The following is a 15,542-nucleotide window of genomic DNA, read 5'->3' as shown; positions in this document are numbered from 1 at the left end:
GCAGCCTGCCATCGGCCACCCCCACCCAAACGCCCGCTACTCGAACAGCGCCTCCTGTTCGCCCTCCTCCCGCTTCCGCAGCCGCTGGTTGCGCAGTCCCACGACCACCGCGGTGACCGCCGCCGTCACGCCCAGGGCGGCCGGGACCATCCAGCCGCGGTTGACGGTGTGGCCGAGGGCGTGGTCCAGGGAGAGGCGGCCCGGCCCGGTGATGGCGAGGCCCGCCGCGGTCAGGCCCAGCGTCGCCGCGTACTCGTAGCCGCCGCCCTGGTTGAAGAAGCCGTTCGGGGTGTGCACCGCGGCCGCGCCCGCCATCCCGCCGGCCGCCGCGGCGCCCGCCGCCGGGGTGGCCAGGCCGAGCGCCAGCAGGGTGCCGCCGCCCGCCTCGGCGAGGCCCGCCGCCGTCGCGCTGGCCTTGCCCGGCGCGTAGCCGACGGACTCCATGAACTGGCCGGTGCCCTCCAGACCGTGGCCGCCGAACCAGCCGAAGAGTTTTTGCGCGCCGTGCGCCGCGAGCACCCCGCCGGTGCCCAGCCGGAGCAGCAGCAGGCCCAGATCGCGTCGGTCGTAACAGGTCACGGTGACTCCCTGAGCAGACAGCAGGAACACCCCCACGTGTTTCCACCGTCGCACTCCTCACACCGGACCGGCCGCTCGTGGGCGCCGTTCGGGTGGCGGGGGCGGGAGGGCGGTGTGACGCTGTCCCGTATGACGATCCAGACCGGAAAGCTGACGGACCCGGCCGTCCGGGCCTTCGTCAGCGCTGTCAACGGCAACGACGAGCAGGCCTTCATGAGTCTCCTCACCGCGGACGCGACCATGTCGGACGACGGCTCCGAACACGACCTCACCCAGTGGATCGACCGGGAGATCTTCGCCTCCCGGGGACACATGGACGTCGTCAACGAGTCGAACGGCGGTCACGACCTCGTCGTCAACTACCGCAACGACACCTGGGGCGAGATGCGCACCAGATGGCACTTCGACGTCACGGACGACGGCCACATCTCCCGCTTCGAGACCGGCCAGGCGTGACGTACGGCAGCACGCCGAAGGGCCGCCCACCCCGTCGGTGAGCGGCCCCTGTGAGGACGTACGGAAGGCTCAGTACCCCTGGCCGCCCCCGGACACCGCCGGCTCCGGGTACGCGCGGCCGCCGGCCTGCTCGGTCAGCGTGATCTGACCGGCCTTGATGGTCGCCAGGCGCGGGGCGCGGCGGGCGATGGACGAGTCGTGGGTGACCATGATGAAGGTCAGCCCGTACTCGTGCCAGAGGCCTTCCAGCACCTCCATGATCTCGTCGCGCATGCCCTCGTCGAGGTTGCCGGTCGGCTCGTCGGCGAGCAGGACCTTCGGCTTCTTCACCAGCGCGCGGGCGATCGCGACACGCTGCTGCTGGCCGCCGGAGAGCTCGGACGGGGCGTGGCTGAGGCGCTCGCCGAGGCCGACCGAGCGCAGGGCCTCCGCGGCCCGCTCGCGCCGCTCCGCAGGCTTCACACCGAGCGGGACGAGGGCCGTTTCGACGTTCTCCTGCGCGGTCAGCGTCGGGATGAGGTTGAAGGACTGGAAGATGATGCCGATCTTCTCGGCGCGCAGCCGGGTCAGCTTGGCCTCGCTGATCCGTGCGAGGTCGACGCCGTCCAGCTCGACGCTGCCCTCGGTCGGGCGGTCCAGGCCGCCGATCATCTGCAGGAGGGTGGACTTGCCGCCGCCCGTGGGGCCCTGGATGACGAGCTGGTCGCCGTCCTCGATGGTGAGGTCGACACCGCGCAGTGCCTCGATGGTCTCCTTGCCCCGCGAGTAGCGCTTGGTGACGCCGGTCAGTCTGTACATGGGTTGCTCCGTAGCCGCGAAGAGAAGTCAGGAAGAAGCCGGAAGAGGGGGAGGGGGCGCCGCGTTCCGGGGGGAAGGAGGCGCGGCGCCCCTGCACGGGGGGTGTTACGAGACGCTGCGCAGGGCGTCCGCCGGGCGCATCCGGGAGGCGCGCCAGCCGCCCATCGCGCCGGCGATCAGACCGCCGGCCACCGCCAGGCCCACCGCGAGGGCGATGGTGGTGACGGAGACGGGCGCCGAGAGGGCGATCTCCATGGTGTTGGACGCGGACTGGCCGCCCGGGCCGCCGCCACCGCCGGGGCCGCCGGGGCCGCCGCCACCGGTGTTGCCGAGCTCGGCCGTCAGCTTCGGGCTGATCGCGGTCACCGCGTAGGCGGCCGCCAGGCCCAGGGCGATGCCGAGGGCGCCGCCGAGCAGACCGTTGACCATGGACTCGCCGACGACCTGCCGGGTCACCCGGCGGCTCGGCCAGCCGAGCGCCTTCAGGGTGCCGAACTCACGCACCCGGCGGGACACGGCCGAGGAGGTGAGCAGCGCGGCCACCAGGAACGCGGCGGCGAGGACGGCGATGGACAGCCACTTGCCGACGCTGGTGGCGAGGTTGGAGGCGGTGGACAGGGAGCCGGAGACGGTCTCGGCCAGGTCGGCGGAGGTGGTCACCGTCGTACCGGAGATGTTCTTCTGGATCGTCGCCTTGACCGCGTCGATCTGCGTGGAGTCGGTCGCCTTGACGTAGATCGTGGTGACCTGGTTCTTCGCGTCGGCGAGGGTCTGGGCCTGCTTCAGGGGCAGGTAGACGTCGGTGGTGGACTCGCTGCTCTCGGGCGTCGCGATACCGATGATCTTGTACTTGGTGCCGGAGATCTTCAGGGTCGAGCCGACCTTGTACTTGTTCTCCTTCGCGTACGACTTGCTGACGACGGCGACCTTCGCGTCGGTCTGCGCGGAGGTGAAGGTCTTGCCCGAGGTGATCTTCGAGCCGGCCAGCGGGCCGAGGTCCTGATCGGTGACGTCCACTCCGGCCACGGAGTAGGAGTTCACGTCGAAGGAGGCGCCGCCGCCCTGCACCTGCGGGGCCGCGGTGGAACCGCTGTTCCCGCCGCCACCGGGGCCGCCCTGGCCGCTGTTGCCGCTGCCGCTTCCGCTGGAGCTCTGCGCCTTGCCCTGGGTGAAGGAGCCGTCGACCTTGGTGACGTTCAGGGTGAGCGCGCCGACCGCGGACGCCACACCCTTCTGCTTGGCGACCTGCGTCACCAGCGAGGACTTCAGGGCCTGACCGCCCTGAGTCATCACCCGGTCGGAGCTCTGCTCGGTGTCGTCGTCGTTCGACTTCGCGTCGAACTCGAATCTGGGCTGGCCGGAGCTGTTGCTCGAGGGCGCCGTGCGGGCCTTGGTGACCGTCATGTCGGTGCCGAGGCCGTACAGCGACTGCAGGACCTTGTCCTGCGCCTTCGTCATACCGGCCGACACCGAGCTGACGGTGATGACCAGGGCGATACCGAGCGCCAGACCCAGTGCGATGACCAGGGCCGCCTTCTTGCGCCGGCCCAGCTCGCGCTTGAGATAGATGCCAAACATCCCGTTCCTCGAAGGTTCTTGGCGCCCGCTGTGGGCGCGGCATCAAACTAGGGACGAACCTTTGAGGCCGACTGAGTAAAAGATGTGTGAGAACTGAGAATGAAGGCCGGTTTTCGGCCGCTGGATCAGAATTCGTTCAGACAGCTGATTCCTAAGCTGTGGAGGGGATTTTCCCAGGTGGAGGGGGTTGGATACGCACAGGATCGCCTTGTACGGTCCCGCCGTGCACGCAATTTCACGCCTTTCCCGGCGCTCCCTCCTCGCGCTCGCCGCGGCGGCCCCGCTCGGTGTTCCGGCCGCCGCCCCCGCCTCGGTGGTCGGCGGTGCGCGACTCGCCCGGGACGGAGTCCAGGCGACGGTGACCGCCGGACTGCCGAAGAAGCTCACCGCCCGGGCCTGGCTGCTCGCCGACCACGACAGCGGAGAGGTGCTCGCCTCCTACCGCGCGCACGGGCGCCTCGCGCCCGCCTCCACGCTGAAGATGCTGTTCGCGGACACCCTGCTGGGGAGGTTCGCCCGCACCGAGCGCCACCGGGTGACCGACGCGGACCTGGCCGCCATCCCCGCCGGCTCCAGTCTCGTCGGTCTCAAGCCCGGCATCACCTACACCGTCGAGCAGTTGTGGCAGGGCGTGTTCCTGCGCTCGGGCAACGACGCCGTGCACGTGCTCGCGCTGCTGAACGGCGGGGTCGCGCGGACGGTCGCCGCCATGCAGGCGAAGGCCGCCGACCTCCAGGCCCTCGACACCCACGTCGTCAGCCCCGACGGCTACGACCACACCGGTCAGCTCTCCTCCGCCTACGACCTCACCCTCTTCGCCCGGCACGGCCTGAAGGACGCCGACTTCCGCGCCTACTGCGCCACGAAGGCCGTCGACTTCCCGGCGGGCGGCCGGAGGACCTTCCGGATCGAGAACACCGACCGGTTGCTGTCGGGGACGTACGGGGTGACGTCGTACCGGGGCATGATCGGGGTGAAGAACGGCTACACCAGCCACGCCGGCAACACCTTCACCGGCGCCGCCACCCGCGACGGAAGGACCCTGCTGGTCACGGTGCTGCACCCGGACAGCGGCCACAACGCCGTCTACGAGGAGAGCGCCGCGCTGCTCGACTGGGCTTCGGGAAGGGGAGTTCGGCGGGCGCGGTGGGAAGTCTGGTCGAGCCGCTGAGCGAGGGCGGGGCGAGCGCCTCACCGTCCGCGGCGCCGCACGCCGGGGCACGGGCCGCCGCGGCGGCGGGAGGCGCCGCGCTCGGAGCGGACGGCTGGGGCGGGCTGGGCACCGGGGGAGCGCTGGCGCTGCTGGCGGGCGGGGCGTACGCGCTGCACCGGCGCCGTACGGACCGGACCCGGCCGTCGGACTGATGGTGCGGCAGCCGTCCCACGGTCCCGGTGCGCATCTCGCGGATCCTGCGAGGTCCACCCCCACCCGGTGCCGTGGGACGGCTGCCCTTCCCCCCTCGGTGTGGCTCAAGGAGCGGAGCACAAGTGCTCCAAGTGTGAAGCTCTTGTGTAGGAGAGTTGAGCATAAGTCCGCTACTGGCGGCAATGGGGCGGACGTTGTTATTCCTCTTGTGCAGGTTGTCGCGACTTGGCGTCCCGAACCGGCCCCGCGTACGGCATCGAGGATTCAGGAGACTCGAGGCCCTGTCAGGCCGGCGGCCAGGCGTCGCCCCAGCCGGCGTCCCGCGCCGCCTTGTACAGGTCGCCGTGCTTCTTCGTCACCGTCGTCCGGCCGAGCCGCTCCTCGGCCTCGCACAGGTCGAGCAGGACCTGCCCCTTGCGGATCTGCGGACGCCGCACCACCCGGGAGGGGGCCGGGGAGACGGGAAAGCGGGCGGCGGCGACGTACGAGAACTTCTCGTCCTCGTACGGCAGGGAACCGCCCTTGACCTGGCGGTGCAGCGAGGAGCGGCTGACCCGCGCCGAGAAGTGGCACCAGTCCGCGCCGGGCACGATCGGGCAGGCCGCGCTGTGCGGGCATGGCGCCGCGATCCGGAAACCGGCGGCGATCAGCCGGTCGCGGGCCTCGATCACGCGCGCGTAGCCGTCGGGAGTGCCCGGCTCCACGATCACCACGGCCTGCGCGGCCGAAGCGGCGGCGTCCACGAGGGCGGCCCGGTCGCGGGCGGCCAGCTCGTTCAGCACGTAGGAGACGGTCACGAGGTCGGTGTCCTCGAGCGCCAGGGAAGCGCCGATACGGGCACGCCGCCAGCGGGCTTCCCGCAGCGCCGGGTTCGCGGCGGCCACCTCGCGGCCGAGGGCGAGGGCGGGCTCCGCCCAGTCCAGCACGGTCACCGGGCGCGTCCCCTCCCAGACGGCGCTGACCGCCCAGGTCGCCGCGCCGGTCCCGCCGCCCACGTCGACCTGGGCGGCGGGCCGCCACTCGGGAGCCGCGTCCGCCAAGGCCTCCAGCGCCGCGCGCACCGCCTCGAAGGTCGCCGGCATCCGGTAGGCGGCGTACGCGGCGACGTCCGCCCGGTCGCGCAGGATCGGGGCGTCGGTCGGGGTGGCCCCCCGGTAGTTGGCGATGAGCCGCTCGACGGCCTGTGCGGCCTGCCGGGGAGGGAGACCGTCGAGAAGCTCTCCGAGGGCGGCACGGAGGGTTTCGGCGGTGGAGGGAGAGACGTTCACGGGGAGATTTTCTCAGCTGCCCGGATCTGCACTCGCCCCGGCCACGGGTCCGCACCCACTCGGCCACCGGGAACCGCACTCACCGCACCGCCCTGGCGACACGCGTCCCCGCCGCAGCCCGGGGAGAACTGTCCGGCCGTCGCCGTACCGGGTGCACCGTGTTCGCCAGCAGGACGACGAACGTGTCCGTCGCCCGGTCCAGGACCAGGGACGTTCCGGTGAAGCCGGTGTGCCCCGCCGCGCCGCGGCCCGCGAGCTCGCCCATGAACCACGGCTGGTCCACGGCGAACCCCAGCCCCGGCGGGGCCAGCAGCAGGTCCACGAAGTCGGGGCCGAGGACGCGGGCCGGGCCGTAGGAACCGCCCGCGAGCAGGGTGCGGCAGAACACGGCCAGGTCGCGGGCCGTGCCGAACAGGCCCGCGTGCCCGGCCACCCCGCCCAGCGCCCACGCGTTCTCGTCGTGGACCACACCCCGCAGCATCCCCCGGTCCGCCTTCGCCCACGGCCGCCGCTGGTCCTCGGTGGCCGCCGCGCCCGCACACGGCCCGAAGCCGGTGGACGTCATCCCCAGCGGCCGGGTGATCCCCTCGTGCACCAGGACGTCGAGGGTGCGGCCGGTGAGGCGCTCCAGGAGCTGCTGGAGGAGGAGCATGTTCAGGTCGGAGTAGACGTACGTGCCCGGCTCGCCGACCGGGGCCTCCGCCCGCAGCAGATCCAGGCGCTCGATGCCGTCCGCGCAGTCGTACAGCGGCAGCTCGGGACGCAGCCCCGAGGTGTGGGTGAGCAGCTGACGGACGGTGAGGCCATGGGCGGCGGCCCCGAGGAAGTCCGGCAGATAGGCGCCGACGCGGGCGTCGATGCCGAGCGTGCCCCGCTCGATCTGCTGCACCGCCGCCACCGACGTGAACAGTTTGGTGAGGGAGGCCAGGTCGAAGGGGGTGCCGACGGTCATCCGGACCCGGCCGGCCGGCGGCAGCTCCACACCCGCGTCGCGCTCGGGGTCGTAGGCCTCGTAGCGGACGGCCCACCCCGCCGCCTTCTGCACGGCGATCACCGGACCTCGTCCGGCGACCACCACCGCGCCCGCCGCCCACGGCCGCACACCGGTGGTGAGGTCCACGACGTCGCGCACGAGGAGCCGCGTCTCCTCGGGGTCGAGCCCCGCCCGCTCCGGGGTGTCGACGCGCAGTCTCGGTGCGCTCAGCTCTCCGCTCCTTCCGTCCCTGTGTTCCGCCAGGGACGGCACATTCCCACGAAGCAGGTCAGCGCCACCAGCGCGGCCGCCAACTGGACGACGGCCATCGGGACGGCGGTGTGCTCGCCTGCGATCCCGACGAGCGGGGAGGCGACCGCGCCGATCAGGAAACTCGACGTACCGAGGAGCGCCGAGGCGGACCCGGCGGAGTGACGGACGCGCAGCAGCGCGAGGGTCTGGGCGTTGGGCAGGGCGAGCCCCATCGCGGACATCAGCACGAACAGGGCCACCGCCACCGGGGCGAGGCCCACCCCGCCGAAGGTGCCCGTCGCCATCAGCAGCAGCGCGGCCGCGGCCAGCGCCACCACGGTCAGACCGGCGGCCAGCACCCGGTCCAGCCGGACCCGGCCCACCAGCACCTTGCCGTTGATCTGCCCGACCACGACCAGGCCCACCGAGTTCACGCCGAACAGCACGCCGAACAGCTGCGGCGAGGCACCGTAGATCTCCTGCACCACGAACGGCGAGGCGGAGATGTACGCGAACAGCGCGGCGAACGCGAAACCGCCGGTCAGCATGTAGCCGGTGAAGGGCGGGTCGGCCAGCAGCCGGCGCATCGAGCGCAGCGCCTCGCCGACCCCGCCCGCGTGCCGCTCGGCGGGGTCCAGTGTCTCCGGGAGCCTCGTCCACACCAGGCCGGCCAGCGCCACCCCCACCACCGTCAGGACCGCGAACACGCCCCGCCAGTCCGTCACGCGCAGGATCTGCGAGCCGATCAGCGGCGCCACCACCGGCGCCACCCCCGAGACCAGCATCAGGGTGGAGAAGAAGCGGGCCATCGTCACACCGTCGTACAGATCACGCACGACGGCCCGCGCGATCACGATCCCGGCCGCGCCCGCGAGCCCCTGGACCAGCCGGAAGGCGATCAGCAGTTCCACGGTGGGGGCGAGGGCGCACAGCACGGTCGCCACGACGTACACCGCGAGCCCGGCGAGGAGCGGCCTCCTGCGGCCCCACCGGTCGCTCATCGGGCCGACCACCAACTGCCCCAGCGCCATGCCGGCCAGACAGGCGGTCAGCGTGAGCTGCACGGTCGCGGCGGGCGCGTGCAGCACGCGGGTGACCTCCGGCAGCGCCGGGAGGTACATGTCCATCGACAGCGGGGGAGTGGCGGTCAGGCCGCCCAGGACGAGGGTGACGAGCAGACCGGTCCGGCGCCGCGCGCGCACCGACGGCGGCACGACCGTGGTCGTCTCCGCCCCCACGGGCACCTCGGGTATCGCCCCGCCCTCGGGCATCCGGCAGCCCCTCCCTGTCCGACATCTCCGCCACCTATGCTCTCAGCTCGAACAGAGTGCCGGTACAGGACGAGGGACGGGCGGGGTATGACGACGGACACGGTGCGGTGGGGGATCCTGGCGACGGGCGGCATAGCCGCCGCGTTCACGGCGGACCTGATCGACCTGCCGGACGCGGAGGTCGTGGCGGTCGCCTCCCGCACCGAGACCGGCGCCAAGGCGTTCGGCGAACGCTTCGGCATACCGCGCGCCTACGGCGACTGGGCGGCCCTCGCGGCGGACGAGGACATCGACGTCGTCTACGTCGCCACCCCGCACTCCGCGCACCGCGCGGCCGCCGGACTCTGCCTCGAGGCCGGGCGCAACGTGCTCTGCGAGAAGGCCTTCACGCTCGACGTCCGTGAGGCCGAGGAACTCGTCGCGCTGGCCCGGGACCACGACCGCTTCCTCATGGAAGCCATGTGGATGTACTGCAACCCGCTGATCCGCCGCCTCACCGCCCTGATCGACGACGGCGCCATCGGCGAAGTCCGCACCGTCCAGGCCGACTTCGGCCTCGAGGGCCCCTTCCCGCCCTCGCACCGGCTGCGCGACCCCGCCCAGGGCGGCGGCGCCCTCCTCGACCTCGGCGTCTACCCCGTCTCCTTCGCCCACCTCCTGCTCGGCGAACCCACCGGCGTCTCCGCGCAAGCCGCCCTCTCCGCCGAGGGCGTCGACCTCCAGACCGCCCTCGCCCTGTCCTGGGACTCCGGCGCGCTGGCCGCCCTGCACTGCTCGCTCGTGGGCGGCACCGGCACCTCCGCCTCCGTCACCGGTTCGCGCGGCCGCATCGACATCCCGGCCGGTTTCTTCCACCCCGACCGGTTCGTCCTGCACCGCGCCGGGCGCGACGCCGAGGAGTTCACCGCCGACCCGGCCGACGGACCCCGGAACACGCTGCGGCACGAGGCCCGCGAGGTCATGCGCGCGCTGCGGGCCGGCGAGACGGAGTCCCCGCTCGTGCCGCTCGACGGCACCCTCGCGGTGATGCGCACCCTGGACGCCGTACGGGAACTGATCGGGGTGCGGTACCCGCGGGAATGATCCCCGGCGAGACGCGCCGTCTCCCATTGGTACGGTCGAGGCATGGTCACCCAGCCCGCCAGACCCGCCCCCGACACCACCCGGCGCAGTGAGAAGTCCCGCCGCGCGATCTACGACGCCGCCCTCGCCCTCGTCGGCGAGGTCGGCTACCCGAGGACCACGATCGAGGCGATCGCCTCCCGCGCCGGCGTCGGCAAGCAGACCATCTACCGCTGGTGGGGGTCGAAGGCCGACGTTCTGCTGGAGGCGTTCCTCGACCTCAGCGCACAGGCCGCGGAGGAGGCGGGGGCGTCGGAGCAGGAGCCGTACGCCATCCCGGACACCGGCGACCTCGCCGCCGACATCAAGGCCGTGCTGCGGGCCACCGTCGACCAGCTCGGCGATCCCCGGTTCGAGGCCCCCGCCCGCGCCCTGGCCGCCGAGGGCGTGGTCAACGAACAGGTCGGCCGCGCGTACATGGCCAACCTCATGGAACCGAGCATCCAGCTGTACGTCGACCGGTTGCGCTCCGCGCAGGAGGCCGGGCAGGTCCGCCCGGGCATCGACCCGCGCATCGCCCTGGAGTTCTTCATCTCCCCGCTCGCCCAGCGGTGGCTCCAGTACACGGGCCCCATCACGTACGACTACACGGACACCCTCGTCGACTACGCGCTGTACGGTCTCGCTCCCCGCTGACTCCTGCCCTTTGCCCCCATTGGGCACCGCGCACCCCCGATGCGCAGGATGATGGGACCATGAGGCATGCTGGCGGGACGACAGCGATGCGAGGCGATAGATGAGCGCGGAGTTCGGCGGCCCGGGCGGCCTGCGGGGCAAACTCACCCGGTGGCTGCGCGGAAGCGGCCCGACCGGGACCGCCGACGACGGCGGCCGTGAGGCCCTGCTGCTCGCGGCCGCCGGGGCCGGACTGCCCCTCGCGCCCGCCGCGTATCCGGCCGCCGGCTACCGGTGTTCCTGCGACCGGGTCGGCTGTCCGACGCCCGCCCGGCATCCGGTCTCCTTCGCCTGGCAGACGCAGTCCACCACCGACCGCGCCCAGATCGAGCGCTGGGCCCGCCACCAGCCGCAGGCCAACTTCATCACCGCGACCGGCATGACCCACGACGTCCTCGACGTGCCCGTGGAAGCCGGACGTGAGGCCCTCGACCGGCTGCTCGGCTCCGGCATCGAGGTCGGCCCGGTCGCCGAGAGCGACGACGGGCGGCTGCTGTTCTTCACCCTCACCCGCGGCACCCCCGAGGACGAGGACGAGTGGTGGCCGTGCGAACTGGACTGCCACCCCGAGACCATGGACGAACACCCGGGCCTGCGCTGGCACTGCCGGGGCTCGTACGTCCTGGTCCCCCCGGCCCGCCTCCCCGGCGACGACGGCCGGTCGGTGCACTGGGTACGGGGCCCGCAGCACCCGCTGCCGGACCCCCTGAGCCTGCTCGAGATCCTGACGGACGAATGCGCCAGGCACGCGGGGCAGGACCGGGACCAGGCGACGGCGGCCTGGCCGTCGCGCCGGTGACCGGCCGGGCTATTCGCCCTTCGCGCCGGTCAGGCCCTCCAGCCGGCTCAGCACCGACACCTTCCCGCTCCCGGACCCCTTCACCGGGTCCACCGCGATCCCGTCGGCGACGAACTCCATCGTCAGTGACTGCTTGACCTCGCCGGTGGTCAACGCCTGCACACTCTTGTTGGGCGTCGGCACCGACGCCCCGGCCGCGGCGGTCTGCTTGACGTAGTGGTGGCTGCTGAAGAACACCAGCGCCCCGCCGTCCGCCGTCCTGAGCGCCAGCGGCGCGAATCCGCCGTTCGTCAGCGGCTCGTCGACGTACTGCTGGACCAGCCCCGGCTTCTCCGCGTTCTTCGCGCGGGCGGCACGCAGCTCGCTGGTGTACGCCCCGTCCGCGAAGGCACTCCCGCCGTTCTTCAGGTAGGCGGTGTAGTCCTCGCTCAAGTCCTGCGGGGTACGGGCCAGTCCGGCGGAGTCGGCCGGTACGGCCTCCGCCCAGCCGTCCTTGTCCTTGGTGAACTCCGGCAGCGCGCCCGGCGCCACCAGCGTCAGATACGTCGCCCGCCACGGCTCGGACAGGTCACCGCGGGTGAACACCAGCAGCCAGCGCGCGCCGCCGCCCTTGTTGGACCGGGCGTCGGCGACGAACCAGCGCGGCCAGCCCGCCTTCTTGGGGATCGTGTAGGTGACGTCCGACAACGCCAGCGGGGTGTGCTGCGGGTTGCCGCCAGGGTTGTTGGCGTGTCCGGCCTTCAACCGCGCCGCGTCGATGGCCCGCAGGGCGCCGGTGGTGTGCCCGGCGTCCAGGGAGGCGTCGTACGCCTTGTCGGCCGCGTTGTACGCGGTCGTGAACTGCTTCAGCGCCTTCGCGGCCTCCGCACGGGTGGCCGCGGGAAGCACCTCACGTTCCCCGTGGACCACCACACAGCCGCTCGTCGTCAACGACAGAGCGGTCACCGAGGCCGCGATCAGCGTTCTCCGGTCAGGCCCGCGGAACCTGCGAGTGCCGTGATCCCTGGTCGTCCGGTGCGTCATCAGGTGCCTTCACCTTCCCCTTCCCGGAGGCGAACCCTACCGGGACGAGGAACAGCGCGAGCGTCGGGACCAGGTACAGCAGCCACACCGTGACCTGGACAACGGTCGGATCGGGCTGGAAGTTGAACACCCCCTTCAGCAGGGTGCCGTACCAGCTGTCCGGCGCGATGGTGCCGCTGATGTCGAAGGCCAGGCTGTTCAGGCCCGGGATCCAGTCGGCCTCCTGCAGGTCGTGGAAGCCGTACGCCAGCACGCCCGCGGCAACGACGACCAGCATGCCGCCCGTCCAGGTGAAGAACTTGGCGAGGTTGATCCGCAGGGCCCCGCGGTAGAACAGCCAGCCGAGCAGGACCGCCGTGCCGAGGCCGAGGGCCACACCGATCAGCGGGCGCGGGGTGCCGTCACCGGCCGCGTGCACCGACGCCCACACGAACAGGGCCGTCTCCAGGCCCTCCCGGCCGACGGCGAGGAACGCGGTGGCCACCAGCGCGCCCGTGCCCATCGCCAGGGCGGCGTCCAGCTTGCCGTGCAGCTCGGACTTCAGGTGCCGGGCGGTGCGCCGCATCCAGAAGACCATCCAGGTGACCAGTCCGACCGCGAGGACCGACAACGACCCGCCGAGCGCCTCCTGCGCCTGGAACGTCAGTTCCTGGGAGCCGAATTCGAGCACGCACCCGAAGCCCATCGCGATGAGCACGGCGACGGCGACACCGGCCCACACCGGCTTCAGGGCGTCCCGGCGCTCCGTCTTCACCAGGTAGGCGATGAGGATGCAGACCACGAGCGAGGCCTCGAGGCCCTCCCGCAGTCCGATCAGGTAGTTGGAGAACACGGGCTACGCCTCCTTGGAGAACAGCGTCCGGCCCCACCAGTCGTCCTTGTCGCGGACGCCCGGCGGGACGGCGAAGACCGCCGAACCCACGTGCTGGATGTACTCGTTGAGAGCGTCGGTCGCGAGGTTGCGCTGGATGCGGATGAACCCCTCGCGCACGTCCCGCTGGTAGGCGAGGAAGAACAGCCCGGCCTCCAGGCGCCCCAGACCGTCGGTGCCGTCGGTGAAGGAGTAGCCGCGGCGCAGGATCGTCGAGCCGTGGTTGGAGTCGGGGTGCGCGAGCCGGACGTGCGCGTCGGGCTTCATCGCCTTCAGGAACGGCTTGTCGCGCTCCTTGGCCTTGCCGACCGGGGCGCCCTCGCCCTTGTCCCGCCCGAAGACGTCCTCCTGCTCCTGCAACGAGGTCCGGTCCCAGGTCTCGATGTGCATCCGGATCCGCCGGGCGACGAGATACGAGCCGCCGGCCATCCACTCCGGCCCGTCCTGCTCCCCGACCCACACGAACTTCTTCAGCCGGTCCGTCTCGGTGCCGGCGATGTTGCGGGTGCCGTCCTTGAAGCCCATCAGGTTGCGGGGTGTCTGGGCGTCAGGGGTGGTCGAGGAGGTCTTGCCGAAGCCGAGCTGCGACCAGCGCACGGAGACCTTGCCGAAGCCGATCCGGGCCAGGTTGCGGATGGCGTGCACGGCGACCTGCGGGTCGTCGGCACAGGCCTGTACGCACAGGTCGCCGCCGGTGCGGGCGGCCTCGAGGTTGTCGCCGGCGAACTTGGGCAGGTCGACGAGCGCCTCGGGCCGCTGCCCCGTCAGCCCGAACTTCTCGAACAGGGACGGCCCGAACCCGATCGTGAGCGTCAGCCGCGACGGTTTGAGCCCCAACGCCTCGCCGGTGTCGTCCGGCGGGGCCTCGGCGAGCCCGCCGTACGCCCCGTCACCGACGGCCTTCCCGGCGGTCATCCGGCGGGCGGCGGCCGTCCAGTCCTTGAGCATCTGCACGAACTCGGCCCGGTCGTCCGTGTCCACGTCGAACGCGGCGAAGTGCAGCCGGTCCTGGACGGGAGTGGCGATGCCGGCCTGGTTGACGCCGTGGAAGGGGACGGCGGCACCCGTGCCGGCGGCCGCCGGGGAGACGTCGTCGCCGCTGTCGCCCAGCGCCACCGCACTGCCGGCCACGACGGCACCGAGCGCGAGCCCGGCACCGCCCCAGCCGATGAGCGCACGACGGGAGGGAGCGCTGCCGCTCTCCTGGATCCCGGTCGTGTCCTGGGTCTCGGTCATGTTCCCGCCCCTTACTTCACCACGGCCGCGGCGAGCTTCGACAGGGGCTCCGCGAGCGCGTTCACCGCGTCCGAGAGCTCCTTGCGCTGTGCCTCGGTGACCTTGTCGTACGAAACGAAGCCGTTCTGTGCCTTGTCCGTCGCGCCCGACCGGTACTTGTCGAGGACGCTGTTCAGCGCGGCGAACTGCTTGTCCAACTCGGTGGCCAGAGCCTTGTCGTTGACCTGCGCGACCGGCTTCAGCAGCTCGTAGGCCTTCTGCGCGCCCTCGACGTTGGCCTTGAAGTCGGAGAGGTCGGTGTGCGAGTAGCGGTCCTCCTCGCCGGTGACCTTGCCGGTGGCGACCTCGTCGAGCAGCTCCTTGGCGCCGTTGGCCATGGAGGTCGGGGTGATCTCGGCCTTGCCGACCCGCTTCTGCCAGTCCTTCAGGTCGGTGACGAGCTGATCGGCGAGGGTCTTCTCCTGCGCCCCGATCTTCTTGTCCTCCCACAGGGACTTCTCCAGCCGGTGCCAGCCGGTCCACTTCTGGCCGGCCTCAAGACCGTCGGCACGGGTGTCGGTCTTGGGGTCGATGTCACCGAAGGACTCCGCGACCGGCTCGGTGCGCTCCCAGCCGACCCGGGAGGGCGCGAACGCGTTCCGGGCGGCGGTGATGTCACCGGCCTTGATCGCCTTCGCGAAGGTCTCGACGAGCGGGATGGTGGCGTCGGCCTGTTCCTGCGCGTACTCGCGGTACTCGGCGACGGCCTTGTCCAGCTCGGGGTTTCGCTTGGCGGCGGCGCCGCCGGTGACCTTGAGGGACTGCCGGATGCCGGTGCCCTTCATGCCCGGCTTGCAGGCGATCTGGTAGTCGCCCGCCTTCACCTCGGCCGTGACGCGCTGCTTGGTGCCGGGCCCGATGTTCTCCCGCTCGCTGACGATCCGGTCGTCCGGGAAGAGGATGTAGACCTCGGTGACCTTGGAGCCCTTGTTCTCGACGGCGAGTTCGACGTGCCCCGCGGAGATCTGCTTCTTGGTGGTCTTGCACGTGGAGTCGGTGGCGGTCACGCCGATGACGCGGTCGCCGCCCTTCGCGTCGCTCTTGGAAGTGCAGCCCGTGACGGCGGTCAGTGCGGTCACTGCGGCGACGGCGGTGACGACGGACAGTCTGGCGGCTCGCATGCGGGCTCCCGGCAATGGCTGAAAACTACGTAACGAGACTCACCCGAAGTTGGTGAGGCTCACCTAACTTATCCAAGCCTTACCTGTGTGATAACCGTCCGTGCAGTGATTCACC

Annotated in this window: 14 protein-coding genes and 1 pseudogene; 5 read left to right on the top strand and 10 right to left on the bottom strand. The window is 71.8% G+C overall.

All coding sequences use genetic code 11. The features are described from left to right. Positions 1–36 precede the first annotated feature (36 nt). Positions 37–579 (bottom strand): DoxX family protein, encoded by a 543-nt coding sequence (locus ABT057_RS32730; RefSeq protein ID WP_352347274.1) that lies wholly within the window; start codon positions 577–579, stop codon positions 37–39. 129 nt (positions 580–708) lie between these two features. On the opposite strand from ABT057_RS32730, the gene ABT057_RS32725 reads away from it, so the two are divergent. Next, entirely contained in the window at positions 709–1,035 is a 327-nt protein-coding gene (locus tag ABT057_RS32725; RefSeq protein WP_352347273.1) for a nuclear transport factor 2 family protein, read from the top strand. A 69-nt stretch (positions 1,036–1,104) separates the two neighbouring features. Here ABT057_RS32725 and ABT057_RS32720 read toward each other — a convergent pair whose 3' ends face one another. Together ABT057_RS32720 and ABT057_RS32715 are read right to left on the bottom strand one after the other, a co-directional pair. Continuing rightward, a complete protein-coding gene (locus tag ABT057_RS32720) occupies positions 1,105–1,833 on the bottom strand; it encodes an ABC transporter ATP-binding protein (RefSeq protein ID WP_352347272.1) in 729 nt (242 codons plus the stop codon). A gap of 105 nt (positions 1,834–1,938) precedes the next feature. Further along, entirely contained in the window at positions 1,939–3,411 is a 1,473-nt protein-coding gene (locus ABT057_RS32715; protein ID WP_352347271.1) for an ABC transporter permease, read from the bottom strand. A gap of 223 nt (positions 3,412–3,634) precedes the next feature. On the opposite strand from ABT057_RS32715, the pseudogene ABT057_RS32710 reads away from it, so the two are divergent. Beyond that, positions 3,635–4,776 (top strand): annotated as a pseudogene (locus ABT057_RS32710) (D-alanyl-D-alanine carboxypeptidase family protein). 285 nt (positions 4,777–5,061) lie between these two features. Here the strand turns inward: ABT057_RS32710 and ABT057_RS32705 are convergent. The 3 genes from ABT057_RS32705 to ABT057_RS32695 all read right to left on the bottom strand — a co-directional run bounded on the left by ABT057_RS32705 (position 5,062) and on the right by ABT057_RS32695 (position 8,541). Beyond that, positions 5,062–6,045: a small ribosomal subunit Rsm22 family protein gene (locus ABT057_RS32705; protein ID WP_352347270.1), complete on the bottom strand. Its 984-nt coding sequence runs from the start codon at positions 6,043–6,045 to the stop codon at positions 5,062–5,064. A gap of 79 nt (positions 6,046–6,124) precedes the next feature. After that, positions 6,125–7,291, bottom strand: coding sequence for a serine hydrolase domain-containing protein (locus ABT057_RS32700; protein ID WP_352347269.1), 1,167 nt, complete (start codon positions 7,289–7,291; stop codon positions 6,125–6,127). Continuing rightward, positions 7,246–8,541, bottom strand: a complete 1,296-nt coding sequence (locus ABT057_RS32695) for a multidrug effflux MFS transporter (RefSeq protein ID WP_352347268.1) — start codon at positions 8,539–8,541, stop codon at positions 7,246–7,248. The genes ABT057_RS32700 and ABT057_RS32695 overlap by 46 nt, the downstream gene beginning before the upstream one ends. An 87-nt stretch (positions 8,542–8,628) precedes the next feature. On the opposite strand from ABT057_RS32695, the gene ABT057_RS32690 reads away from it, so the two are divergent. From ABT057_RS32690 to ABT057_RS32680, 3 genes are all read left to right on the top strand, one after another. Beyond that, positions 8,629–9,624 (top strand): Gfo/Idh/MocA family protein, encoded by a 996-nt coding sequence (locus ABT057_RS32690; protein WP_352347267.1) that lies wholly within the window; start codon positions 8,629–8,631, stop codon positions 9,622–9,624. Between the two features lie 42 nt (positions 9,625–9,666). Beyond that, complete coding sequence (locus ABT057_RS32685; RefSeq protein ID WP_352347266.1) at positions 9,667–10,299, top strand: TetR/AcrR family transcriptional regulator; 633 nt, start codon at positions 9,667–9,669, stop codon at positions 10,297–10,299. Positions 10,300–10,399: 100 nt separating this feature from the next. Further along, positions 10,400–11,137 (top strand): bifunctional DNA primase/polymerase, encoded by a 738-nt coding sequence (locus ABT057_RS32680; protein ID WP_352347265.1) that lies wholly within the window; start codon positions 10,400–10,402, stop codon positions 11,135–11,137. 9 nt (positions 11,138–11,146) lie between these two features. On the opposite strand, the gene ABT057_RS32675 is transcribed toward ABT057_RS32680, so the two are convergent. Genes ABT057_RS32675 through efeO form a run of 4 tightly spaced genes read right to left on the bottom strand, consistent with a single transcriptional unit; the run spans position 11,147 to position 15,427 of the window. Then, positions 11,147–12,160 carry an SCO2278 family lipoprotein gene (locus ABT057_RS32675; protein WP_502974006.1) on the bottom strand — a complete coding sequence of 338 codons (1,014 nt, stop codon included), beginning with the start codon at positions 12,158–12,160 and terminating at the stop codon, positions 11,147–11,149. Continuing rightward, positions 12,108–12,992, bottom strand: coding sequence for an iron uptake transporter permease EfeU (efeU, locus tag ABT057_RS32670; protein ID WP_352347263.1), 885 nt, complete (start codon positions 12,990–12,992; stop codon positions 12,108–12,110). Before efeU ends, ABT057_RS32675 begins: the two co-directional genes overlap by 53 nt. 3 nt (positions 12,993–12,995) lie before the next feature. Beyond that, entirely contained in the window at positions 12,996–14,267 is a 1,272-nt protein-coding gene (gene efeB / locus ABT057_RS32665; protein ID WP_352347262.1) for an iron uptake transporter deferrochelatase/peroxidase subunit, read from the bottom strand. A gap of 11 nt (positions 14,268–14,278) precedes the next feature. Further along, a complete protein-coding gene (efeO, locus tag ABT057_RS32660) occupies positions 14,279–15,427 on the bottom strand; it encodes an iron uptake system protein EfeO (protein WP_352347261.1) in 1,149 nt (382 codons plus the stop codon). Positions 15,428–15,542 lie beyond the last annotated feature (115 nt).

It is taken from the genome of Streptomyces sp. NPDC002588 (genome assembly GCF_040295925.1).
In the GTDB taxonomy this organism is placed as follows: Bacteria; Actinomycetota; Actinomycetes; order Streptomycetales; family Streptomycetaceae; genus Streptomyces.
This window is presented reverse-complemented; position numbering and strand designations above follow the sequence as displayed.

Coding starts and splice junctions, on each gene's coding strand:
- ABT057_RS32725 (WP_352347273.1), top strand. CDS start 709: ATGACGATCCAGACCGGAAAGCTGACGGACCCGGCCGTCCGGGCCTTC.
- ABT057_RS32720 (WP_352347272.1), bottom strand. CDS start 1,833: ATGTACAGACTGACCGGCGTCACCAAGCGCTACTCGCGGGGCAAGGAG.
- ABT057_RS32715 (WP_352347271.1), bottom strand. CDS start 3,411: ATGTTTGGCATCTATCTCAAGCGCGAGCTGGGCCGGCGCAAGAAGGCG.
- ABT057_RS32695 (WP_352347268.1), bottom strand. CDS start 8,541: ATGCCCGAGGGCGGGGCGATACCCGAGGTGCCCGTGGGGGCGGAGACG.
- ABT057_RS32690 (WP_352347267.1), top strand. CDS start 8,629: ATGACGACGGACACGGTGCGGTGGGGGATCCTGGCGACGGGCGGCATA.
- ABT057_RS32685 (WP_352347266.1), top strand. CDS start 9,667: ATGGTCACCCAGCCCGCCAGACCCGCCCCCGACACCACCCGGCGCAGT.
- ABT057_RS32680 (WP_352347265.1), top strand. CDS start 10,400: ATGAGCGCGGAGTTCGGCGGCCCGGGCGGCCTGCGGGGCAAACTCACC.
- ABT057_RS32675 (WP_502974006.1), bottom strand. CDS start 12,160: ATGACGCACCGGACGACCAGGGATCACGGCACTCGCAGGTTCCGCGGG.
- efeB (WP_352347262.1), bottom strand. CDS start 14,267: ATGACCGAGACCCAGGACACGACCGGGATCCAGGAGAGCGGCAGCGCT.
- efeO (WP_352347261.1), bottom strand. CDS start 15,427: ATGCGAGCCGCCAGACTGTCCGTCGTCACCGCCGTCGCCGCAGTGACC.